This is a genomic window from Kosakonia sp. SMBL-WEM22, from assembly GCF_014490785.1.
In the GTDB taxonomy this organism is placed as follows: domain Bacteria; phylum Pseudomonadota; class Gammaproteobacteria; order Enterobacterales; family Enterobacteriaceae; genus Kosakonia.
The window spans coordinates 4,455,326-4,478,876 of sequence record NZ_CP051488.1; the positions used below are offsets into that span (position 1 = coordinate 4,455,326).

22 protein-coding genes are annotated in these 23,551 nt (G+C 56.0%); 13 read left to right on the top strand and 9 right to left on the bottom strand.

Translation table 11 applies throughout. The features are described 5' to 3' along the window. Positions 1-6 precede the first annotated feature (6 nt). Positions 7-210 carry a p-hydroxybenzoic acid efflux pump operon protein AaeX gene (aaeX, locus tag HF650_RS21380; protein ID WP_187800278.1) on the bottom strand — a complete coding sequence of 68 codons (204 nt, stop codon included), beginning with the start codon at positions 208-210 and terminating at the stop codon, positions 7-9. A gap of 179 nt (positions 211-389) precedes the next feature. On the opposite strand from aaeX, the gene aaeR reads away from it, so the two are divergent. Continuing rightward, positions 390-1,313 carry an HTH-type transcriptional activator AaeR gene (gene aaeR, locus HF650_RS21385; RefSeq protein ID WP_187800279.1) on the top strand — a complete coding sequence of 308 codons (924 nt, stop codon included), beginning with the start codon at positions 390-392 and terminating at the stop codon, positions 1,311-1,313. Positions 1,314-1,356: 43 nt separating this feature from the next. Here the strand turns inward: aaeR and tldD are convergent, their stop codons facing one another. The 8 genes from tldD to csrD all read right to left on the bottom strand — a co-directional run bounded on the left by tldD (position 1,357) and on the right by csrD (position 13,638). Further along, a complete protein-coding gene (tldD, locus tag HF650_RS21390) occupies positions 1,357-2,802 on the bottom strand; it encodes a metalloprotease TldD (RefSeq protein ID WP_187802784.1) in 1,446 nt (481 codons plus the stop codon). Positions 2,803-2,886: 84 nt separating this feature from the next. After that, positions 2,887-6,681, bottom strand: a complete 3,795-nt coding sequence (yhdP, locus tag HF650_RS21395) for an AsmA2 domain-containing protein YhdP (RefSeq protein WP_187800280.1) — start codon at positions 6,679-6,681, stop codon at positions 2,887-2,889. Between the two features lie 55 nt (positions 6,682-6,736). Further along, positions 6,737-8,206, bottom strand: a complete 1,470-nt coding sequence (rng, locus tag HF650_RS21400; protein ID WP_094422286.1) for a ribonuclease G — start codon at positions 8,204-8,206, stop codon at positions 6,737-6,739. After that, complete coding sequence (locus HF650_RS21405; RefSeq protein ID WP_187800281.1) at positions 8,196-8,789, bottom strand: nucleoside triphosphate pyrophosphatase; 594 nt, start codon at positions 8,787-8,789, stop codon at positions 8,196-8,198. The genes rng and HF650_RS21405 overlap by 11 nt, the downstream gene beginning before the upstream one ends. Positions 8,790-8,797: 8 nt before the next feature. Then, positions 8,798-9,286 carry a rod shape-determining protein MreD gene (mreD, locus tag HF650_RS21410; protein ID WP_187800282.1) on the bottom strand — a complete coding sequence of 163 codons (489 nt, stop codon included), beginning with the start codon at positions 9,284-9,286 and terminating at the stop codon, positions 8,798-8,800. Further along, positions 9,286-10,284, bottom strand: coding sequence for a rod shape-determining protein MreC (gene mreC / locus HF650_RS21415; protein WP_023480946.1), 999 nt, complete (start codon positions 10,282-10,284; stop codon positions 9,286-9,288). The genes mreD and mreC overlap by 1 nt, the downstream gene beginning before the upstream one ends. 61 nt (positions 10,285-10,345) lie before the next feature. Further along, positions 10,346-11,389 carry a rod shape-determining protein MreB gene (gene mreB / locus HF650_RS21420; RefSeq protein WP_006818047.1) on the bottom strand — a complete coding sequence of 348 codons (1,044 nt, stop codon included), beginning with the start codon at positions 11,387-11,389 and terminating at the stop codon, positions 10,346-10,348. Positions 11,390-11,694: 305 nt separating this feature from the next. Continuing rightward, positions 11,695-13,638, bottom strand: coding sequence for an RNase E specificity factor CsrD (gene csrD, locus HF650_RS21425; RefSeq protein WP_187800283.1), 1,944 nt, complete (start codon positions 13,636-13,638; stop codon positions 11,695-11,697). Positions 13,639-13,924: 286 nt separating this feature from the next. Here csrD and msrP point away from each other — a divergent pair, with 286 nt between their 5' ends. The 12 genes from msrP (at position 13,925) to HF650_RS21485 (ending at position 23,546) form a co-directional block, all read left to right on the top strand. Next, entirely contained in the window at positions 13,925-14,923 is a 999-nt protein-coding gene (msrP, locus tag HF650_RS21430; protein WP_187800284.1) for a protein-methionine-sulfoxide reductase catalytic subunit MsrP, read from the top strand. Further along, positions 14,924-15,523, top strand: a complete 600-nt coding sequence (gene msrQ, locus HF650_RS21435) for a protein-methionine-sulfoxide reductase heme-binding subunit MsrQ (RefSeq protein ID WP_187800285.1) — start codon at positions 14,924-14,926, stop codon at positions 15,521-15,523. Between the two features lie 234 nt (positions 15,524-15,757). Further along, positions 15,758-16,210, top strand: coding sequence for a type II 3-dehydroquinate dehydratase (aroQ, locus tag HF650_RS21440; protein ID WP_187800286.1), 453 nt, complete (start codon positions 15,758-15,760; stop codon positions 16,208-16,210). A 21-nt stretch (positions 16,211-16,231) separates the two neighbouring features. After that, positions 16,232-16,702: an acetyl-CoA carboxylase biotin carboxyl carrier protein gene (gene accB / locus HF650_RS21445; protein ID WP_187800287.1), complete on the top strand. Its 471-nt coding sequence runs from the start codon at positions 16,232-16,234 to the stop codon at positions 16,700-16,702. 10 nt (positions 16,703-16,712) lie between these two features. Next, on the top strand, positions 16,713-18,062 hold the full coding sequence (accC, locus tag HF650_RS21450; protein WP_124967160.1) for an acetyl-CoA carboxylase biotin carboxylase subunit: 1,350 nt from the start codon (positions 16,713-16,715) through the stop codon (positions 18,060-18,062). Between the two features lie 108 nt (positions 18,063-18,170). Next, positions 18,171-18,413 (top strand): YhdT family protein, encoded by a 243-nt coding sequence (locus HF650_RS21455; protein ID WP_187800288.1) that lies wholly within the window; start codon positions 18,171-18,173, stop codon positions 18,411-18,413. Continuing rightward, positions 18,403-19,854: a sodium/pantothenate symporter gene (gene panF, locus HF650_RS21460; RefSeq protein ID WP_187800289.1), complete on the top strand. Its 1,452-nt coding sequence runs from the start codon at positions 18,403-18,405 to the stop codon at positions 19,852-19,854. Before HF650_RS21455 ends, panF begins: the two co-directional genes overlap by 11 nt. Positions 19,855-19,865: 11 nt before the next feature. Next, entirely contained in the window at positions 19,866-20,747 is an 882-nt protein-coding gene (prmA, locus tag HF650_RS21465) for a 50S ribosomal protein L11 methyltransferase (protein ID WP_187800290.1), read from the top strand. A gap of 141 nt (positions 20,748-20,888) precedes the next feature. Continuing rightward, positions 20,889-21,626 carry a carbonic anhydrase family protein gene (locus tag HF650_RS21470; protein WP_187800291.1) on the top strand — a complete coding sequence of 246 codons (738 nt, stop codon included), beginning with the start codon at positions 20,889-20,891 and terminating at the stop codon, positions 21,624-21,626. 310 nt (positions 21,627-21,936) lie between these two features. Next, a complete protein-coding gene (gene dusB / locus HF650_RS21475) occupies positions 21,937-22,902 on the top strand; it encodes a tRNA dihydrouridine synthase DusB (RefSeq protein WP_187800292.1) in 966 nt (321 codons plus the stop codon). A 25-nt stretch (positions 22,903-22,927) separates the two neighbouring features. Next, positions 22,928-23,224: a DNA-binding transcriptional regulator Fis gene (gene fis, locus HF650_RS21480; RefSeq protein WP_000462905.1), complete on the top strand. Its 297-nt coding sequence runs from the start codon at positions 22,928-22,930 to the stop codon at positions 23,222-23,224. A gap of 160 nt (positions 23,225-23,384) precedes the next feature. Next, a complete protein-coding gene (locus HF650_RS21485) occupies positions 23,385-23,546 on the top strand; it encodes a DUF2556 family protein (protein ID WP_187800293.1) in 162 nt (53 codons plus the stop codon). Positions 23,547-23,551 lie beyond the last annotated feature (5 nt).

Sequence of the window (23,551 nt, forward strand, 5' to 3'; positions counted from 1 at the left end):
TCTACCTCAAACAAATAAACGCGACAGCAGGTAAAACAGGCAGCAATAGAGCGCGGTGTTAAACAGCGCAGGATGCCAGACAAAATCGTAGATCCCGGTCGGGACCAGCATCCGACGCACCAGCCAGAAAATCGCCAGCGACAAAATCAGCTCGAAAAAAATCGGTGGGAACGACAAACCGAACACCACGATGACGGGAAACAGACTCATGTTGACCTTGGTTTTTTTTACGCTTGCAGGTGATAAATCGTTCGTACGCCACCGCAGGAAAGGGCAAGGAGAGCCAGGCGAGAGTGACGTGAATATTATTGATAGATAGTATATTAACGTAACTGTTATGCTGTTATCTATATTATGTGATCTAAATCACTTTTAAGTCAGAGTGAATAATGGAACGTTTAAAACGCATGTCGGTGTTCGCCAAAGTGGTGGAACTGGGCTCCTTTACCGCCGCTGCCCGCCAGCTACAAATGAGCGTTTCATCCATCAGCCAGACCGTGGCGAAGCTGGAGGATGAGCTACAGGTTAAGCTGCTGAACCGCAGCACGCGCAGTATCGGGCTGACCGAAGCAGGAAAGATCTACTATCAGGGCTGTCGCAGGATGCTCCATGAGGTGCAGGATGTGCACGAGCAGCTCTACGCTTTTAACAATACCCCCATCGGCACGCTGCGCATCGGTAGCTCTTCAACCATGGCGCAAAATGTGCTGGCAAAAATGACCGCCGAGATGCTGAAAGAGCACCCGGGTTTGTCGGTGAATCTGGTGACGGGCATCCCCGCGCCGGATCTTATCGCCGACGGTCTGGATGTGGTGATCCGCGTTGGCGCGTTGCAGGACTCCAGCCTCTTCTCCCGCCGCCTTGGCACGATGCCGATGGTGGTCTGCGCGGCCAAAAACTATCTCGCCCAGTACGGCACGCCGGAAAAACCTGCTGATATGGTGAACCACTCGTGGCTGGAGTACAGCGTACGTCCGGATAATGAGTTTGAGCTGGTGGCCCCGGAAGGGATCGCCACCCGCCTGATCCCACAGGGGCGGTTTGTCACCAACGATCCGATGACCTTAACCCGCTGGTTAACCGCCGGTGCCGGGATCGCTTATGTGCCGTTAATGTGGGTGATCGATGAGATCAACAGCGGCCAGCTTGAGATCCTGCTCCCGCGCTACCAGTCGGACCCGCGCCCGGTTTATGCGCTCTATACGCAAAAAGATAAGCTGCCGCTGAAAGTGCAGGTCTGTATCAACTATTTGACGGATTACTTTATCGGGGTGGCGAAGGTCTACCAGAGCATGCAGGGGCGCAGGGTGTGAAAGCATTCACCCTCTCTGCGCGAAAGAGGGTGAACAGTATAGCTTAGGCCGTGCCGCCAACGGTCAGGTTGTCGACCTTCAGCGTCGGTTGACCCACGCCAACCGGCAGGCTCTGCCCCTCTTTGCCGCAGACGCCAACGCCGTTATCAAGCTTCAGATCGTTGCCGACCATGGAGATTTGCTGCATCGCTTCGATGCCGGAGCCAATCAGGGTCGCGCCTTTAACCGGCCTGGTCACTTTGCCTTTTTCAATCAGGTACGCCTCGGAGGTGGAGAAGACGAACTTACCGGAGGTGATATCCACCTGGCCGCCGCCGAAGTTCGGCGCATAGATGCCGTACTCCACGGATTCAATAATCTCCTGCGGCGTTGATTTGCCCGCCAGCATATAGGTGTTGGTCATACGCGGCATCGGCAGATGGGCATACGACTCACGACGCCCGTTACCGGTCGGCTTCATGCCCATCAGACGCGCGTTCATCTTGTCCTGCATATAGCCTTTCAGCACGCCGTTTTCGATCAGCGTATTGTACTGGCCCGGCGTCCCCTCATCGTCGATGGCGACTGAACCACGGCGATCGGCGATAGTGCCGTCATCAACCACGGTGCAGAGCTCGGAGGCCACCAACTGGCCCATCTGGCCGCTGAACACGGAAGTACCGCGGCGGTTGAAATCCCCTTCCAGGCCGTGACCTACCGCCTCATGCAGCAGCACACCCGGCCAGCCCGCGCCCAGCACTACCGGCAGCGTGCCGGCAGGCGCGGCAATGGCGGAGAGGTTCACCAGCGCCATACGTACCGCTTCATGCGCCCAGGCGTCAGCGCGCACTTCGCCATCCACCTCTTGCAGGAACCAGTCGTAACCGAAACGACCGCCGCCGCCGCTGGCACCGCGCTCGCGTTTACCCTCATCTTCAACCTGGACGCTAACAGAGAGACGTACCAGCGGACGCACATCCGCCGCCAGCGTGCCGTCCGTCGCCGCCACCAGAATCAGTTCATAGACGCCGGTCAGGCTGGCGGTCACTTCCTGCACGCGCTTATCGGCAGCGCGCGCCGCTTTATCGACGCGGCGCAGGATATCGAGCTTCTCTTCGCGGCTCATGCTCTGCAGCGGATCGATGCTGGTGTAGAGGCTGTGATGTTCGACCGCACCGAGGGTTTTGACTTTACCGTCGCCCTCTTCGCGGACGATGGTGCGCGCGGCCTGCGCGCTCTGCTCTAACGCCAGCAGGCTGATCTGGTCTGCATAAGCAAAACCGGTTTTCTCGCCGCTGATGGCGCGTACGCCCACGCCCTGGTCAATATTGTACGAACCATCTTTAATGATGCGGTCTTCTAAAACCCAGGATTCGTGATAGCTCGACTGGAAATAGAGGTCGCCGTAGTCAAGACGACGCGCGGTCAGTTGACCGAGAATGGCAAACAGATCCTGATGATTCAGGCCATTCGCTGCCAGCAGTTGTTCACTCACCAGATTAAGACTCATCATGTTTTCTCATCGTTGCCGCCACATCGGGCAATAAAAAAGTGCGATATAAGGAGCTTGAGGCAATTCGCTGATGCCGTCAAATCATTGCTTTTTGTCGGTGCGCGGCTGGCGCATCACTTCGTTGATCTGCGGTTGGTCTACCGGACCGGTAATGCGATAACGCAAAATGGAGACTTTATTCCACAGCGGACCCAGCACTTTACTGGCCGCGAACACCGCCGCGCCGACAATCGGGTTCACGGCAAACGCCGCCGCCACGCCAACGGTCGCGGAGATCTCCGGTGCCACCACCGCTTCAACATCAAGCTGGCGGCGCACCAGATCCACCGAGCCTTTCATCGCGATATCCGCTTCCAGGCCATCGACCAGCGTGTCATCGGTGTGCAGGACGCCATCTTTGATCCACGCCGTGCTGCGAATGGAGTCAAACCAGAAGCCTTCATTACTGAAGGTGTCACTGAAATCAAAGCGCAGCTTACGCAGCAGTGAATCGACGCTGAAGAGGCGCAGGATCTGCCCGGCATGACCGGTGCTGATATCGTCGATTTTGCCTTTACCGAGGCGCGTGCGCAGGATGCCGTTAAGGGACGCTTCCTGCGGCTGCCACGGCGCGCTGCGCCAGTGGAGGTCGTAATTGACGTTGAACGGCGCGTCGCGCACCGGCGTCGGCACACCGAAGAAGCCCATCGCCGAATCGAGCTTGTCGCCGCGCAGGATCCCCTTAATGGACGTGCGCCCGCCGCCCGCGCGGTTCACCCACTCGCCGTCGGCGGTGAGGCGCGCGACGCCGCTGTCGACCAGACCATTTGCCAGCGTCAGCGTATCGCCTTTAATCGCAAAATCGCCCTCGATACGGCCATACTTTTGCCCCCACAGCCAGCACTCTTTACAGCGCAGTTGCAGATCGGGCCAGCCGCTGAAATCGATGCGCTGCTGTTCGCTAAAAAGCGTGGTTGGCGAAGAGATATCCTTCGTCTTCGCGGCGCTCGCCGGGTTGTAGTAGAGGTAACGAATATCGGCCTGCCACGGCGCGTTGTCACTGATCTTGAGCGTGGCGTTGAGCTCGCGGCCCTGCGCCTCAATAGTGGTGCCGGAAAACTGCGGCTGCGAGACGATGCTCAGGTTATTCCACTGCTGCCCGCCAAGCGTCAGCGCGGGCGTGCGCAGCGTAATGCGTGACGGTAGCGAAGCGCTGCTGCTGACATGGCTCGCTGCCCCCTGATTAACGAGCGCCAGCCACTGCGCGCCGTCCAACGGCGGCAGGTTTAGCTCCAGCCCGCTCTGCTCCGGCAGCGGCGGCGTAGTTTTACTCTCTGAGGTCCAGATGCCACGATCGAGCGCCAGCTTGCTGCCGAGCAGCCAGCGGCTGTTGAAGTGATTATCTGCGCCCGCATTGCCGGCCAGTTCAAAGCTGTGCAGGTTGCCGTTCACTTTTACCTTCACCGGCAGCGCATGGCCTGCCCGCTTTTCAAGCGGCGGCGGCAAGGTGCTGGCGATATTAGCCAGATCGCCTGCCAGGTTGACCTTATAGCTCGCCTCGCCACGGTAAGGCAGCGTCACGCCAACATCCCCTTTCCACGTCACGTTCCCGCGCAACGCATTATTAAGCTGCTCCGGCAGCACGCCGGTACGCGATGGCTGCCAGTTACCGTTGAGATTCACCGCTACCTCATAGGCTTTAGCGCCCTCGGTAGTGGTGAAATCGACGTTCAGCGGCTGATTAAACCAGGTGGCGGTCAGCGGCTCGCTCTTCAGGTTGCCATTCTCAAAGCTGAATTTGCCGTTAAGGTTTTTCAGCGTGCTGCTGATGGGCTTAATAAACAGCGAATTGTTCTTTAGCGCGACTTCGCCCTTAGCCAGCGTCATCTTGCCGTCGAGCGGGATATCAAGATGTAAGCGAGCACTCACATCGCCGTCAATTTGCAGCTCATCTAAGGCACTGCCGAGCGAGTCATGCAGAGGCGTTTCTTTAAAATAGGGGCCGACCGCTTTGCCCGGCCCGTTGATATCGGCATCAATGATCAGCTTCTCTTTGATGTAATCCGGGATGGCGGCAGCCAGATTACTGGCGGTCACGCCGCCGAGCATTACCTTATCGCTCTTCATCCATAAACCGTCATTGAGGAAGTCGAGGCTAATATTGAGATTTTGCAGCGCTGGCCAGTCCGGCTGGAAAGCAAAGGTGGCATTGCGCAGCGGCACCAGCACTTCGAACTGCCCTTCATTGTGCTTAAAGGGGAAGAGACTCGGGTTACCAGCGAAGACCAGCGTGGCGTTTTCCGTCTGCCCGGCTTTGATCGCGCCGCTGAGGTAATCCACCAGCGCTTTGCCCATCAGGTTTTCCGGGAAGTAACGCCACGCCTGCCCGGCGTCGGAGACGTTGATCCCGGCCAGAATGCTGAGCCACGGCTCCTGGCCTTCAGGTTGCAGATAACGGAAATCCCCGCGCGCGTGCAGCCCAGTGGCCTGCACATCAATATTGCGCCCGTCCAGCTGGAAGCCCTGGTCACTCTTCTGCCAGTTGAGCGTAGCCAGCCCCTTTTCGATCTCCAGCGGCGCGCGAAAGACCGTCTCATACGGCATCCTGGCCCTGGAAATGTCGGCGGTTAAGCGCCCGTTTTCAACGCTCCCCTCAAGCGTACCGGCGAAGTGCTCCATACCGGGCAGCAGCTTCCACTGATGCCAGCTCAGATCCTGCCAGCGCGCCTGGAAGCGGCTCTTTTCCGGCGTTTTTAACGGAATGTCGACCGCCAGGCGCTCGAGTTTGCCCGCCGGTTGCAAGGTGTTCCAGATGTCATACATCGCCGGGGAAATCTTCTGCGCTATCGGCATCAACCCGTCGAGGCTGTTCAGTTCGAGGTTGGTGGCGCGAACGCGTAGCTCATCGCTCGCCTCTTTCGCTTCCCGCGCCGGGACCCAGGCGAAGCTGAGCGCCCCCTGCGACCAGGGCTTATCATCAATTGCAATACGTGTTACCGGCACGTCAAACTGCCAGCCCGCTTTCTGCCGGCTGATATGGGTGGTCAGGTTGTCGACGCTCAGGCGATGGGGGGTGTTATTCCCCAGCCAACTGGCACCGCCTTTTTTCAGCCACACATCGCCGCTTTCAATTTCGCCTTTGTTGAGCGTCATCCACCCTTCAAGGCTGAAGCGGGCTGAGGTGAGCGCGACCTTATCCTGCATCCATTGGCTGAGCCACGGTTTAACGTCAATATCATCGGCTTGTAGCCAGACGCGACCATTATTCAGCAGGCCGTTGTCATCGCGCAGATCCATGCGCACCTGCATCACGCCATGCTGCCCGGTGAGGCTGGTGAGACTCACCTGCCCTTCGGCACGGTGACGATCGTCGCCGTTAAGCCAGGTAAGCTGCGGGATCGCCAGTTCGGCGCGTTGACCGGAAGGGGTTAAAAAACTGATGCGGCTGTCGCGCAGATCGAAGTGATCGAACTGGCGCAAAAAGAGATCGCTGATGCGATCTTTGCCGAGGGTATTACCCTCTTCGCTGCTCTCAAGCGGGGTGTTGCTGTTAACCGCGAGTTGGTAAAAGGTGAGATCGCGAAACTGCCAGCGCAGATGGAGCAGGCTCTGCCAGACATCGAGCGCCAAGGTAACGCGCTTTACCTCAACGCTGCCACCATCTTTCAGCGTGGCGTGAATATCGCGTACCTCCAGCTCCGGGCCGAAGGTTTGCCAGCGCGCCTGAAACTCGCTGGCCTTAATGGGAAGCCCAGTTTGTGCAGAGATGCGCGCCAGGATCGGCTCGCGCCACTCATTAAGGTGGGGTAACACAAGGCGCAGCCCGCTTACCAGCAGCGCCGCGATAACGATCAGCGTCGCGCCTGTAAGCAGTAATATCCCCGGCAGTCGCCTCACGCCTCTCTCCTTGTCACACCAATCAGACCCGCTTGTTTCGCAGCATGGCTGCAAACTACATCATGACTACGTCAAACTGCTCCTGATTATAGAGCGGCTCGATTTGCACTTTGACCTGCTTACCGACGAAGATCTCTACTTCCGCCAGCGCATGAGACTCTTCGCTCTTCAGCGCTTCCGCTACGGCCGGAGAGGCGTAGACCAGGAAGCGATCGGAGTCATAGGCATGATGCACACGCACGATTTCGCGCATGATTTCATAGCACACCGTTTCGACCGTCTTTACCGTGCCGCGCCCGTGACAGGTAGGACACTCGTTGCACAGCACATGTTCAACGCTTTCGCGGGTGCGTTTGCGGGTCATCTCCACCAGGCCAAGCTGGGAGAAACCGTTGATGCTGGTTTTCACCCGGTCTTTGCTCAGCGCCTGCTCCAGCGAGTGCAGCACGCGGCGGCGGTGATCCTCATTATTCATATCGATAAAGTCGATGATGATAATGCCGCCGAGATTGCGCAGCCGCAGCTGGCGGGCAATCGCCTGGGTGGCTTCGATGTTGGTATTAAAAATGGTGTCGTCGAGATTGCGATGGCCGACAAACGCGCCGGTGTTGATATCAACGGTGGTCATCGCTTCGGTTTGATCGATGATCAGGTAGCCGCCCGATTTTAGCTCGACTTTGCGCTCCAGCGCGCGCTGGATTTCGTTCTCGACATCAAAGAGGTCGAAGATCGGCTGGCGGCCGCTGTAGTGCTCAAGCTTACTGGTCATCTCCGGGATGTACTCTGCGGTAAACTCCAGCAGCGCTTCAAAAGTCAGACGCGAATCGACGCGGATTCGGTCGAGATGGGCATCGGCGAAATCGCGCAGGACGCGCTGGGCTAAGGCCAGCTCGCCATAGAGTTTATAACGCGTCTGCTGGCGCTTTTTGCGCTCCATCACCTTCGTCCAGACACGCTTCAGGTAGGCCGCATCAGAGGCGAGATCCTCTTCACAAACCCCTTCGGCGGCGGTACGAATGATAAACCCGCCCTGCTCATCGCAGTAGCTCGCCACTACCTGTTTCAGGCGATCGCGCTCGGCTTCGCTCTCAATGCGCTGGGAGACGCCAACGTGGGCAGCGCCCGGCATAAAGACCAGGTAACGGGAGGGTAAAGTGATGTCAGTGGTGAGACGCGCGCCTTTGGTGCCGAGAGGATCTTTCACCACCTGCACCATCAGGTCCTGGCCCTGGCGCACGAGCTCAGAGATATCGCGCACGGTAAAGTTTTTCTGCTCTTCACCGGCAACGCATTCGGTGTGCGGCATAATGTCGGAGGCGTGTAGAAACGCCGCCTTTTCCAGACCAATATCTACAAAAGCCGCCTGCATACCCGGTAGCACCCGGCTGACCCGACCTTTGTAGATATTGCCTACTATCCCGCGCCGTGCTTCGCGCTCGATGTGAATTTCCTGCAGGATGCCGCCATCAATATAGGCAACACGCGTTTCCGATGGTGTAACGTTGACCAGTAATTCAGCCGTCATGATTATCTCTTCCTTCACGCACTGCGTTGAAATTGCTCAGCAATTCAAAGGTTTCTACCAGCGGCAAGCCTACGACAGCGTGATAGCTCCCGTTAATTTTCCTGACAAAGCAGCCGCCCAGCCCCTGAATACCATACGCACCGGCTTTATCCAGCGGTTCCCCGCTCGCTACATAGTCGGCAATATCCTTTTCTGATAACGCTCTGAAGGTCACTTCGGTTTCCACCAGACACTCCAGCATCTGCTCACGGTCCGCAATAGCGACGGCGGTCATCACCTGGTGAGTCTGTCCGGAGAGTTGACGCAGCATTGTGGCAGCATGCGAGGAGTCTTGCGGTTTTTCAAGCACTTCACCATTTAATATGACAATGGTGTCGGCACCCAGCACCGGCAGATCGCGCGATACCATCGCCACGCCCGCCAGCGCTTTTTCCCGCGCCAGTCGCGCCACGTACTGCATAGCGCTCTCGCCGGCCTGCCGCTGCTCCTCAATACCCGGAACAATACGCTCGAAAGAGATGCCAAGCTGCGTCAGCAATTCCTGACGGCGGGGAGAACCAGAAGCAAGCCAGATAGCTGTCATATCAACCTTTATTGCACCGCAAACTGCTGACGGATCTTACGCATAAGCAGGAAGATCCACGGCCAGAGCACGCCATTAACCAGGCTGCTCCAGAAAATTTCTGGTTTGAACGAGACGTTGATCACCAAAAATTCGGCCCAGAAGACAATCACTTCTGTTGCCAGCGACAACAACATTACCACCAGCGCCTGTTGCCAGAGCGCCAGATTACGAAATAACTGAAATTTCAGTGCGACCAGATAGGCGACGATGCTCAGGGAGAGCGCCCGAACGCCGAGGGTGGACCCGCTAATGAGATCCAGTATGGCACCCATCGCGAAACCCGTACCGACATTTACGCGGTGCGGCAGGGCGAGGATCCAGTAGAGCAGAATCAGCAGCACCCAGTTTGGCCGGTAGACGATGATATCATCCGGCCAGGGCATGATTTGAAGCAATAGCGCAATGAAAAACGAGAGCCAGATGACCCAGCGCCCCTGGCTACGGTAACTTGCCACTACTGCCCTCCCGACGATTGTTGCGGCATCGGCTGCGTTAAACCGGTCGCCGGCGCGGGCATCGGTGCAGGCGGCCCCATGGTATCCGGAGAAGGCAACACCTGCGGCATCATCTGCAGCAGACGCTCGTTCGCCACGCGGTGAACATCTTCCGGCGTACGCGGGTTTGCGCCATTGCGATCGGAGCCCCAGAGCAGCAGCAGGTAACGTAAACGTTGCAGACCAGCGGTTGGACGCGCCTGAATCACCGTGTACGCACGCTGGGTATCGAGTTTCACCGACGAGACCACCGCAACCGGATAGCCTTCCGGGAAACGCCCACCGAGGCCAGAGGTCACCAGCACATCACCCACACGAATGTCGGTATTGGCTGGCAGATGCTCAAGCTGGAGATCGTCAGTACAGCCGTTACCGGCAGCAATGACGCGGATATCGTTGCGCAGCACCTGGATCGGCAGCGCGTGGGTCGCGTCACAAATCAGCAGCACGCGGCTGGTCATTTTCGCAACCGCAATCACCTGGCCGACAACGCCTTTATCGCTGATTACCGGCTGGCCTTCGTAAACGCCATTGACGCTGCCTTTATCGATAACCACCTGATCGCTGTAGGGATCGTTAACCGTTGAGATCACCTGGGTGACCATTTTTTGCTCATCCTGACGCAGCGGCGAGCCGAGCAGTTCGCGCAGCCGCGCGTTCTCCTGCTTGTACTGCCCTAACATCAGCAGCTCGCTGTTTTTCAGCAGCAGCTCCTGGCGCAGCGCCCGGTTTTCAAGCTCGAGCTGATCGCGCGAGGCCAGCGTTTGCGACACACTGTCTAATAATTCGCGGGGACCGTTAGAAATAAAATAGAAAGGGCTGACGGCCGTATCCATGTACGTCCGGATCTGGCTGAACGTACCGAGGCGGCTGTCGGCGATGATGACTCCAAGCGCCACCAAAACCGCCAGGAACAGGCGAATCTGCAGTGACGGGCCACGGCTAAAAATTGGCTTCATAGGCTTTGCGTATTCTCAGGCCAGACAGATACGGAGCGCGAGGCTCCGTATCTGACGCGGATTACTCTTCGCTGAACAAGTCGCCGCCGTGCATATCGATCATTTCCAGCGCCTTGCCGCCGCCACGCGCTACGCAAGTCAGGGGATCTTCTGCCACTACCACAGGAATGCCCGTCTCTTCCATCAGCAGACGATCGAGGTTACGCAGCAGCGCGCCACCGCCGGTCAGAACCATACCGCGCTCCGAGATATCGGATGCCAGCTCCGGCGGGCACTGCTCCAGTGCGACCATTACCGCACTGACGATGCCGGTCAGCGGCTCCTGCAGGGCTTCAAGGATTTCGTTGGAGTTCAGGGTGAAACCACGCGGTACACCTTCTGCCAGGTTACGACCGCGCACTTCGATTTCGCGCACTTCGTCGCCCGGATAGGCAGAGCCGATTTCATGCTTGATACGTTCTGCAGTGGCTTCACCAATCAGCGAGCCGTAGTTACGGCGCACATAATTAATGATCGCTTCGTCGAAGCGGTCGCCGCCGATGCGGACAGAGGAGGAGTAAACCACGCCGTTTAAGGAGATAACGGCGACTTCGGTGGTACCACCACCGATATCAACGACCATCGAACCGGTCGCTTCGGAAACCGGCAGACCCGCGCCAATCGCGGCGGCCATCGGCTCTTCAATCAGGAAAACTTCACGAGCGCCAGCGCCCTGTGCAGATTCGCGGATCGCGCGGCGTTCAACCTGCGTTGCGCCAACCGGCACACAGACCAGTACGCGCGGGCTTGGGCGCATAAAGCTGTTGCTGTGTACCTGTTTGATAAAGTGCTGCAGCATCTTTTCAGTGACGAAGAAGTCAGCAATTACGCCATCTTTCATCGGGCGGATTGCAGCGATGTTGCCCGGCGTACGACCAAGCATCTGCTTCGCTTCATGACCGACTGCGGCCACGCTTTTCGGTGAACCGGCACGATCCTGGCGAATGGCCACTACGGAAGGCTCATTCAGTACGATGCCTTGTCCTTTTACATAAATCAGGGTATTCGCGGTACCCAGGTCAATGGACAGGTCATTGGAAAACATGCCACGAAATTTTTTCAACATACTAAGGGATAATCCTGAAAGCTGGGGCGGAAAGAAAAATCCGCTTACTTTACCAACCACACGCAGCAGCGACAAGGCACAAGAAGTCTCAGCTACGGTGAAAATTAGTGCAGTTTGTTTCCTTTGTTGCAAAACGACATGACTCTGTCCAAAAGCGTAAAAAGCCGTCGTTCCGGCGCGTTGCGCCTGCAAGCTGGCAAAGGTCAAACCGGCATTTTTACTGCAACAATCTGGCGGGCAGGCTCGCTCGCCCCCCAACCACGGCAGCGCGCGTTATTCTACGTGAAAACGACTCAAACAGCAGTTCAAACCGAGTATCTTTGTGAATATTTTTTCACATTGGTGTCGAGCGGTTGGGACGCCGCGAAGAAATCGCCCTGTCCGCCCGCAACGCCTCGCTCCACCAGCATCTGCCATTCGCCACGCGTGCGAACGCCGGTCGCAAAGACGCGGGTTCGTGTGCCTTTACACGCTTCAACAAGGCTCTGCACCAGTAGCTGGTTTTCGGTACGCTTTTCAATGTTCCTGACCAGGCCCGGATGCAGCTTCAGCAACTCGACATCCAGGGCTTTAATCCAGCTGGTGCTGACCAGGGTCAGACCCGCCTGAACCACCGCCACGCGCGCGCCTAATCCGTTGATCAATCGCACGACCGACTGCAATCGGCTGATGTGTTGACAAACATCCGCCTCTGCAAGTTCAAAAATAATCCGTTTGCGTTGCGATTTTTCGCATTGCATCAAGGTATCGCGCAGCCAGCGCTGGAAGCGCGGGCGGATCAGCGACTCGACGGTCACCTCAATGGCAAGGTTCTCCTCCGGCCAGTAGCCGAGGAACGGCATTAAACGCGTGATCTGCAGCCGGTCATACTCCTCTGACAGGCCAAATTGCAGCACCATCTGCATATACTCTTCGGCGATCACCTCCTGTTCGCCGTCGAAAATGCGGCACATCAGCTCCCGGTGATGCACTTGCCCGTCGCGGTTAACCGCCGGCTTCTGGTAGACGCGCGGCCCGCCGCGGCTCAGCATCTGCTCAATCAGTGTGCGCCAGCGTACGTTGCCGCGCCCCTGTTCGGGTAACGAGTCGTCATAAACCGACCAGCTGTTGGTGCCCTGCAGTACCGCATTGCGCGCCGCCGCTTCCGCATGCTCCATCACCTGGCGGGTCGACTGCCCGCCGCGCCAGCTACAAATGCCGATATGCATAATATCTTCTCGGGTCAACATCCTGGTCGGCGGCAAGCCATCCACCGCTTTCAGGATCTGCCCTGCGATGCTCTCCGCTTCCTTTAATGTGCGGTGCGGAAGAAGAACCGCGAAGTCGCTGCGGTGATAGCGCGCCAGCAGCGCGCCGGGGTAACGCATAATAAAGGTGGAGAGTAAGTTGATAAGCGTAAAGAGGTACTCTTCGGCGGCGGAGGCCAGACCGTCGCTGTCGCGTAGCAGATCAAAATCGGGCAGGCGGATCATCATCACCACGCCGTGCGAGCCGACCTTCTCCTGATCTTCTAAAAGTGTTGCCAGCTGATTATCAAAAAAGAGGCGGTTATTGAGGCCGGTGCGCGTGTCCTGCGCCGCGTAAGAGCGGATCAGCGTATCCATGCGGCTGCGCTGATCGCTGGCAAATTGGATGTCGGTTAATAGCACGTCCAGCGCACTGCTGGTACGCGATGGCCACTCATAGATACTGCCGCGCACCTGCGCACCGCGCTCGCCGTTAAGAATACGTGTCGCCCGCAGTTCCAGCAGCTCCTGCCCGGAGAGCTGCCGTCGCAGCCAGCGCACAGCGAGGAAGATGATGACGATCATAAAACCAATCGCCACCGTCAGCGGCGCGGTGGTCATCATGGAGCGGAAGTAGTTGGCCATCGGGTCCTGATAGACCAGCGTAAAGGTGACGCCGGGGATCTTCATCGACGGCACCTCAATCTCGCGCGTGGCGTAGTTACTGCCCGCCGGGCGATAGCTCCCTTTGCGCGTATGGCTTAAAAGGGTATGGCGCCCCTGCTTAATCTCAATCGAGGTGATGTCTACAGGCACCATCATCTCATCGAGCTGTGTTGATAGGCGCGGAAAGGGTGTGAAGATCAGGCGGGTATCGATAACGGCGGCGACGGCCTGTACACGATTGGCAACTTTATCCTGTATCGCGTTATAAAAGCTGAGTGAACAGCCGACCAGGGTCATAAAAATCGCAAGCCCGGTCAGAAGTGTTACAAAAGCACTAAATTTCGTCGTTAATCGCATCCCTGATTTAACTCCGCGCGGGTAAAGAACAGAACGATATCGCCTGAATGGGGTCAATATAGTAAGTACTAACTTTTTCGCTTCGCCGCGACACGCGCGCGCTGCGGTGAAGCCCAAAAATGGCACACCGTTTCACCCAGCGAGTATAGTCTTCAGAAATTTTTTTCCAATCATCAATAAGCTTAAAGAATGGCTTTAACACGCAATTTTCACTAATTGCTAACTTACTCTTCTTCGCGATAACGTAGTTTCCCCTACGCCAGCCGCGACGCTTTCAGAGGATGTTATGAAGAGAAAATTAACAGAAGCAGATGTCACCGCGGAATCTATCTTTTTTATGCAGCGTCGGCAGGTATTAAAGATGCTGGGTATTGGAGCCACGGCCGCCACCCTCCCTTCACTTGCGCACGCCGACCTTCTTGACTGGTTTAAAGGCAATGATCGTCCGAAAGCGCCTGCCGGCAAACCACTGACCTTCACCCAGCCTGCCGAATGGCAGAGTAAATTACCGTTGACGCCGGAAGAGAAAGTGACCGGCTACAACAACTTTTATGAGTTCGGTCTGGATAAGGCCGATCCTGCCGCCAATGCCGGCAGCATGAAGACCGATCCCTGGACGTTGACCATTGATGGCGAAGTGGCGAAACCGCTGACGCTCGATCACGCGGCATTGACCTCACGCTTTCCGCTGGAGGAGCGTATTTATCGCATGCGCTGCGTGGAAGCCTGGTCAATGGTGGTGCCGTGGATAGGCTTTCCGCTGCATAAATTGCTGGCGCTGGTGGAACCCACCAGCAAAGCGAAGTATGTCGCCTTTGAAACACGTTATGCGCCCGATGAGATGCCGGGCCAGAAGGATCGCTTTATTGGTGGCGGGCTGGCCTACCCGTATGTAGAAGGGTTGCGTATAGATGAAGCGATGCATCCGCTTACGCTGCTTACCGTTGGTGTGTATGGCAAAGCGCTGCCGCCGCAGAATGGTGCGCCGATCCGTCTCACCGTGCCGTGGAAATATGGCTTCAAAGGCATTAAGTCTATTGTCAGTATCAAGCTTACCAGCCAGCGCCCGCCAACGACATGGAACCTCTCCGCGCCAAATGAGTATGGCTTCTATGCCAATGTGAACCCGCACGTCGATCACCCCCGCTGGTCGCAGGCCACGGAGCGGTTTATCGGCTCGGGCGGCGCGCTGGATGTGAAACGCCAGCCGACGCTGCTGTTTAATGGCTACGGTGAAGAGGTGGCTTCCCTCTATCGCGGTCTCGATCTGCGGGAGAACTTCTGAGTGCGGTTAACGGCAAAACAGATCACATGGCTTAAAGTGGCGCTACATCTTGCCGGCTTCCTGCCGCTGCTCTGGCTCTTCTGGGCGGCGAACCAGGGCTACTTCAGCGCCGATCCGGCAAAAGATATCCAACATTTCACTGGCAGGATGGCGTTGAAGTTTCTGCTTGCCAGCCTGCTCGTCGCTCCGCTGGCGCGCTACGGTAAGCAGCCGCTATTAATTCGCACGCGCAGGCTGCTTGGGCTGTGGTGTTTTGCGTGGGCCAGCTTACATTTGGTCAGCTATACGCTGCTGGAACTGGGCATTAATAACCTGGCTTTACTGGGACAGGAGCTGGTCACCCGCCCCTATTTAACGCTTGGCGCAGTCAGTTGGCTGATCTTGCTGGCGCTGGCGGCTACCTCGACGCAGTGGGCGCAGCGTAAACTGGGCAGACGCTGGCAAACATTGCACAACTTCGTCTATCTGGTGGCGATCCTCGCACCTGTTCACTACCTCTGGTCGGTGAAAATCCTCTCTCCACAGCCCATTATCTACGCGGCTGCCGCGCTGATATTGTTAGCTTTACGTTACAAGAAGTTCCGCCAATGGTGGCGTTAGCCACCATTTTTGCGCGGTTCCCCGCAGAAAAAGCGCCTTTCGCGACGCGTTCCCGCAACATGGATTAGAATCTTCTCAGATAAGACCAGTATTTAGCTGCCAAATGCAACGAAATGGTTATAATGTGCGACTTTGGTTTGCTTATCGGACTTTTTTAAGCTCCGAAAAGGTGACAAGCGAGAATCGAAGGTATATTTTGTTTTTTGCCGAAGAATCGCAGGAGATAGCAGCATAATGGCTGATAAGTTCCAGATACTGGTGTTGAACGGACCGAACCTCAATATGCTCGGTACGCGGGAGCCGGAGAAGTACGGCACGCTGACGCTCGAAGAGATTGTTAATTCTTTGAGAACAGAAAGCGCGTCGCTCAATGTGGAACTGACGCATTTTCAGTCAAACGCGGAGTACGCAATCATCGACCGTATTCATCAGGCTAAAGACGTAACTGACTTCATCCTGATTAATCCGGCCGCGTTTACGCACACCAGTGTCGCTATCCGTGATGCGTTGCTGGCGGTGAATATCCCGTTTATCGAGATCCACCTCAGCAATGTACATGCGCGGGAGCCGTTCCGCCACCACTCTTATCTCTCGGATATTGCCGTTGGCGTTATCTGCGGGCTTGGTGCGGACGGTTATTCATACGCTTTACAGACGGCGGTAAAACGCCTGTCACAATCACACTAAACAAGAGTACGGAACCCACTCATGGATATTCGTAAGATTAAAAAACTGATCGAGCTGGTTGAAGAATCAGGCATCTCCGAACTGGAAATTTCCGAAGGCGAAGAGTCTGTGCGCATCAGCCGCAGCGCGCCTGCCGCAAGTTTCCCGATGATGCAGCAGGCTTACGCCGCGCCGATGATGCAACAACAGCCTGCCCTGGCGAACGCTGTCGCGACGACAGCCACAGTAGAAGCACCGGCAGCCGCAGCAGAAATCAGTGGTCACATCGTACGTTCCCCGATGGTCGGAACCTTCTATCGCACCCCGAGCCCGGATGCGAAAGCCTTTATCGAAATTGGCCAGAAAGTTAACGTGGGCGACACCCTCTGCATCGTTGAAGCGATGAAAATGATGAACCAGATCGAAGCCGATAAATCAGGCGTGGTGAAAGCCATTCTGGTCGAGAGTGGCCAACCGGTTGAATTTGACGAGCCGCTGGTCGTCATCGAGTAACGAGGCGCACATGCTGGATAAAATTGTTATCGCCAACCGCGGCGAGATCGCACTGCGAATCCTTCGTGCCTGTAAAGAGCTGGGCATTAAGACCGTCGCTGTGCACTCCACGGCGGATCGCGATTTAAAACACGTATTACTGGCGGACGAAACGGTCTGTATCGGTCCGGCACCGTCCGTTAAAAGTTATTTGAATATCCCGGCGATCATTTCTGCGGCCGAAATCACCGGCGCAGTGGCGATTCACCCGGGTTATGGCTTCCTCTCTGAGAACGCCAACTTCGCTGAACAGGTTGAGCGCTCCGGCTTTATCTTTATCGGCCCGAAAGCTGACACCATCCGCCTGATGGGCGACAAAGTGTCCGCAATCAACGCGATGAAGAAAGCGGGCGTACCTTGCGTACCTGGCTCTGACGGCCCGCTGGGCGACGACGTTGACGCTAACCGCGCCCATGCAAAACGCATCGGCTACCCGGTTATCATCAAAGCCTCCGGCGGCGGCGGCGGTCGCGGTATGCGCGTTGTGCGCAAAGACGCCGACCTGGCGCAGTCCATTGCCATGACCCGCGCGGAAGCGAAAGCGGCGTTCAATAACGACATGGTCTACATGGAGAAGTATCTGGAAAATCCTCGCCACGTCGAGATCCAGGTGCTGGCGGATGGTCAGGGTAACGCGATCTATCTGGCCGAGCGTGACTGCTCCATGCAGCGTCGCCACCAGAAAGTGGTTGAAGAGGCACCGGCTCCGGGCATCACGCCGGAACTGCGTCGCTACATCGGTGAGCGTTGTGCGAAAGCCTGTGTTGATATCGGCTATCGCGGCGCGGGTACCTTCGAGTTCCTGTTTGAGAACGGCGAGTTCTACTTTATTGAGATGAACACCCGTATTCAGGTAGAGCACCCGGTAACCGAAATGATCACCGGCGTTGACCTGATTAAAGAGCAGCTGCGTATCGCTGCCGGTCAGCCGCTCTCCATCACTCAGGAAGAGGTGGTGATCAAAGGCCATGCGGTTGAATGCCGTATTAACGCCGAAGATCCCAACACCTTCCTGCCGAGCCCGGGCAAAATCACGCGCTTCCATGCGCCAGGTGGTTTTGGCGTGCGTTGGGAATCGCATATCTACGCCGGTTATACCGTACCGCCGTATTACGACTCCATGATCGGCAAGCTCATCTGCTACGGCGAGAGCCGTGATGTGGCAATTGCACGCATGAAGAATGCGCTGCAGGAGCTGATTATCGACGGGATTAAAACCAACGTCGATCTGCAGATGCGCATTATGACCGACGAGAACTTCCAGCACGGTGGAACCAATATCCACTACCTGGAGAAGAAGCTCGGTCTGCAGGAAAAATAATCGCGATGACGCGCAAAAGGCCGGTTCTTCCGGCCTTTTTTCTTTTTCTCTCCCCTCATCTTTTCCTTAAGGTACAATCCCCGCTTTCTTCATCCACAAGGGAATAAAATGGACAACCGTTTTGTTCAGGCACACACTGAGGCCCGCTGGGCGCTGTGGCTGACCCTTCTCTATCTTGCTGCCTGGTTAGTGTGTGCTTACCTACCGGACTCGGCGCAGGGCATCACCGGTTTACCCCACTGGTTTGAAATGGCCTGCCTGTTAACGCCGCTGGTATTTGTGCTGCTCTGCTGGGCGATGGTGCGTTTTATCTTCCGTGATATCCCGCTGGAGGATAAGGATGCAAACTGAAATTATCGCCGTGCTGGTGATCTACCTGTTCATCGTTTTCGGCCTCTCCTTCTATGCCATGCGCCAGCGCAGCAGCGGCACCTTTCTGAGCGAGTATTTCCTCGGTAGCCGCTCAATGGGCGGATTCGTGCTGGCAATGACCCTGACGGCGACCTATGTCAGCGCCAGCTCCTTTATCGGCGGCCCGGGCGCTGCCTATAAATTTGGTCTAGGTTGGGTACTGCTGGCGATGATCCAGGTCCCGACCATCTGGCTCTCGCTCGGTATTTTGGGCAAAAAATTTGCCATTCTTGCCCGCCGGTATAACGCTATCACCCTTAACGATATGCTGATGGCACGCTATCAAAGTCGGGCGGTGGTGTGGCTCGCCAGCATCAGTCTACTGGTGGCGTTTGTCGGGGCGATTGCCGTGCAGTTTATCGGTGGCGCACGTCTGCTGGAGACGGCAGCCGGCATCAAATATGAGTCTGGCCTGTTGATTTTCGGCATCACCATTGCGCTTTACACTGCCTTTGGCGGTTTTCGTGCCAGCGTACTGAACGACACCATGCAGGGAATGGTGATGCTGATCGGCACGCTTGTTCTGCTGGCGGGCGTGATCCACGCGGCGGGCGGCCTGCATCATGCGGTAGATACCCTGCGGCAGATAGACCCGAAACTGGTCAGCCCGCACGGCGCAAGCGACATCCTGACTCCGGCCTTTATGACCTCCTTCTGGGTGCTGGTCTGCTTCGGCGTGATTGGTCTGCCGCATACCGCCGTGCGCTGCATCTCTTATAAAGACAGCAAATCGGTGCATCGCGGCATTATTATCGGCACCATTGTGATTGCGCTATTAATGCTCGGTATGCACCTGGCGGGCGCGCTAGGCCGGGCGGTGCTGCCGCATCTCTCGGTGCCGGATCAGGTGATCCCGACCTTAATGGTGGAAGTGCTGCCACCGTGGGCGGCGGGGCTGTTTCTCGCCGCGCCGATGGCGGCGATCATGTCCAACGTCAACGCCCACCTGCTACAGGCTTCAGCAACCATCATTAAAGATCTGTGGCTCAGTGCCCAACCGACTAAAATTCGTCATGAGTCGCGCCTGAAGCGTATTTCGACGGCAACCACACTGATCCTCGGCGTGCTGATGATGCTGGCAGCATGGCGTCCGCCGGAGATGATCATCTGGCTGAACCTGCTGGCCTTCGGCGGTCTTGAAGCCGTGTTCCTGTGGCCGCTGGTGCTGGGGCTTTACTGGGAGCGCGCGTGTGCCGCAGGCGCGCTTAGCGCCATGATTGTCGGCGGCGTGCTGTATGCCGTGCTCGCCACCCTGAATATTCAGTACCTGGGCTTTCATCCGATCGTGCCCTCGCTGCTGCTGAGTTTGCTGGCCTTCGTGGTCGGGAACCGTTTTGGTCGCCCGGTGCCGCAGGCTACTTCCCTTTCTGCTAATCAATAAAGAGTAACGCCATGCCATGGATCCAACTGAAACTGAACACCACCGGCGCGCATGCTGAAGATCTGAGCGACGCTCTGATGGAAGCAGGCGCAGTCTCCATTACCTTTCAGGACACGCACGATACGCCCGTGTTTGAGCCACTGCCGGGCGAGACCCGCCTGTGGGGCGATACCGATGTGATTGGCCTGTTTGACGCCGAAACAGAGATGGCGGAGGTAGTGGCCCAACTCGCTTTCCATCCGCTGCTGGGCGAAGGCTTCGCGCACAAAATTGAGCAGCTGGAAGATAAAGACTGGGAACGCGAGTGGATGGATAACTTCCACCCAATGCGCTTTGGCGAGCGGCTGTGGATCTGCCCGAGCTGGCGCGACGTGCCGGATGAAAATGCCGTCAACGTGATGCTCGATCCTGGCCTGGCTTTCGGCACCGGCACTCATCCGACAACGTCACTCTGCCTGCAGTGGCTCGACGGCCTCGATCTGGCGGGCAAAACGGTGATCGATTTTGGCTGCGGCTCCGGTATTCTGGCGATCGCTGCCCTGAAGCTTGGCGCGGCGAAAGCGATTGGGATCGATATCGATCCGCAGGCGATCCAGGCGAGCCGCGATAACGCCGAGCGCAATGGCGTGTCAGACCGCCTTGAACTCTATTTGCCGGAGGATCAGCCCGCGGAGATGAAAGCCGATGTGGTGGTCGCGAATATCCTCGCCGGCCCGCTGCGTGAGCTGGCACCGCTAATTAGTGTTCTACCTGTTGCGGGCGGTCTGCTCGGGTTGTCGGGTATTCTTGCCAGCCAGGCGCAAAGCGTCTGCGAGGCTTACGCCGATCTTTTCAACCTCGATCCGGTGGTTGAAAAAGAGGAGTGGTGCCGGATCACCGGTCAGAAAAAATAGTCTTAAAACGTGGCCAAATGGCCACGTTTTTTAATAACCACACATACTTTAGTGATTTATTTTCGTCGAAGTTTATAATTAGCCACTGTCGCAACATACACGGCAAAGCTTTGATTTTTAAACATTCATTGGACGAATAATATGTCACTTCGTATAGCAAAAACAGCGCTTGCGATAGCAAGCCTGTTTCCTCTCATCTCATGGTCGGCTCACTGGAGTTATGAAGGCGCAACGTCACCCGAGCACTGGAGTGAGTTAAGTCGGGAGTTTCAGACTTGCCAAAGCGGTAAAAACCAGTCGCCAATTGATATTGCTAATATTGTTACTGCACGCCTTAAGCCATTTAAAAGCCACTACCGTGAAAGCCCTACTCTCCTGATAAATAATGGTCATACGCTGCAAGCCAGCTTTACCCATAACCTCAACACTATTGAGTTGATGGGCACCCTCTCACACCTGCAGCAATTCCACTTCCACGCCCCCAGTGAACACACCCTACATGGCAAACATGCGCCGCTGGAGATGCATCTGGTACATACCTCCGCGAAAGGCGATATCACCGTTGTTGCGGTGCTGTTTGCAATAGGGGCAGCCAATCGAGAACTGGCAGCGCTGTGGCAGCATATCCCGGAGCGGGGAGCTTCTACTGCGCTGACGGCGCAGCGCATTGATATGTCGGCGCTGCTGCCGCGTGATAAGACCTACTGGCGCTTTAGCGGATCGTTGACTACGCCGCCCTGCTCAGAAGGGGTAACCTGGCTGGTGATGAAACGCACCCTGACACTCTCTGCCCAGCAGCTTGCCCAGTTCAAATCTGCGATTGGGCATGCCAATAACCGTCCGACACAGCAGCTTTATGGTCGGCTGGTAATCGAATAGCAACCCGAAAATAACGGCATAAAAATGAGAGCGGGTTCGCAAAATCCGCTTTTTTTTGGCTTAAAAATCAGCAGTTATGCTGCTTATAGCCCCATTAAAAACGATAAATCTCGTGAATTTGTCAGCAAGCTAAAAATTTTAGCTTTGCTATAACCCAATGAAAATTATGATGTAATGCCTGTTTCCTCTTCCACGACTGGCTATTCCTTGATCTACAACAGTCGATTGCTCAAAGTTTGGCCTTTCATCTCGTGCAAAAAATGCGTAATATACGCCGCCTTGCAGTCACAGTATGGTCATTTCTTAACTCATGCGCATCGGACACCACCAGCTTAGAAATCGCCTGATCGCAGCGCCCATGGCTGGCATTACTGACAGACCATTCCGGACGCTGTGTTATGAGATGGGGGCCGGTTTAACCGTATCCGAGATGATGTCGTCTAACCCGCAGGTTTGGGAAAGCGACAAATCACGACTGCGGATGGTGCACATTGATGAGCCCGGTATTCGAACCGTGCAAATTGCGGGCAGCGACCCCGAAGAGATGGCCCAAGCCGCACGTATTAATGTGGAAAGTGGCGCTCAAATTATTGATATCAATATGGGCTGTCCGGCTAAAAAGGTGAATCGCAAGCTTGCAGGTTCCGCCCTGTTGCAGCACCCGGATTTGGTGAAATCGATCCTCACCGCGGTGGTTGGCGCAGTGGATGTTCCTGTAACCCTGAAGATTCGCACAGGCTGGGCCCCTGAGCACCGTAACTGCGTAGAGATTGCCCAACTGGCTGAAGAGTGTGGCATTCAGGCTCTGACCATTCATGGACGCACCCGCGCCTGTCTGTTCAATGGAGAAGCTGAGTACGACACGATTCGGGCAGTTAAGCAGAAAGTTTCCATTCCGATTATCGCGAATGGCGACATTACTGACCCGCTTAAAGCCAGAGCTGTGCTCGACTATACGGGGGCGGATGCCCTGATGATAGGCCGCGCAGCTCAGGGAAGACCCTGGATCTTTCGGGAAATCCAGCACTATCTGGACACTGGGGAGCTGCTGGCTCCGCTGCCACTGGCAGAGGTTAAGCGCTTGCTTTGCGCTCACGTTCGGGAGCTGCATGACTTTTACGGTCAGGCAAAAGGTTACCGAATCGCGCGTAAACACGTCTCCTGGTATCTCCAGGAGCACGCCCCAAATGACCAGTTTCGGCGCACATTCAACGCCATTGAGAATTCCAGCGAACAGCTGGAGGCGTTGGAGGCATACTTCGAAAATTTTGCGTAAACAGAAATAAAGAGCTGACAGAACTATGTTCGAACAACGCGTAAATTCTGACGTACTGACCGTTTCTACCGTTAACTCTCAGGATCAGGTAACCCAAAAACCGCTCCGTGACTCGGTAAAACAGGCACTGAAGAACTATTTTGCTCAACTGAACGGTCAGGATGTGAATGACCTCTATGAGCTGGTACTGGCTGAAGTAGAACAGCCACTGTTGGACATGGTGATGCAATACACCCGTGGTAATCAGACCCGTGCGGCGCTGATGATGGGCATCAACCGCGGTACACTGCGTAAAAAACTGAAAAAATATGGCATGAACTGATTCGTCAGTGAATGGCATTGATAAAAAGGCGCTGACCGGCATGGGTAAGCGCCTTTTTTATTGCCTGAAATGACGCTTAAAATAGCGCTTTCATCGGCATTACCTGAGCATAAAATCGTGTATATTTTCCGCAAATGGTTGCAAGAAAGGGAGAGATGGAATGATTCGCAAATATGGGTGGCTGCTGGTTTTCGCTCTCTCGATCTTTGCGCTGGATGGCTTAATCATGCAGTGGATTGAGTACCTGACCACTGACATTAATAAATGCCGCAATATGAATTCCGTCAATCCACTCAAACTGGTTAACTGCGATTCTCTCTAAGTGAT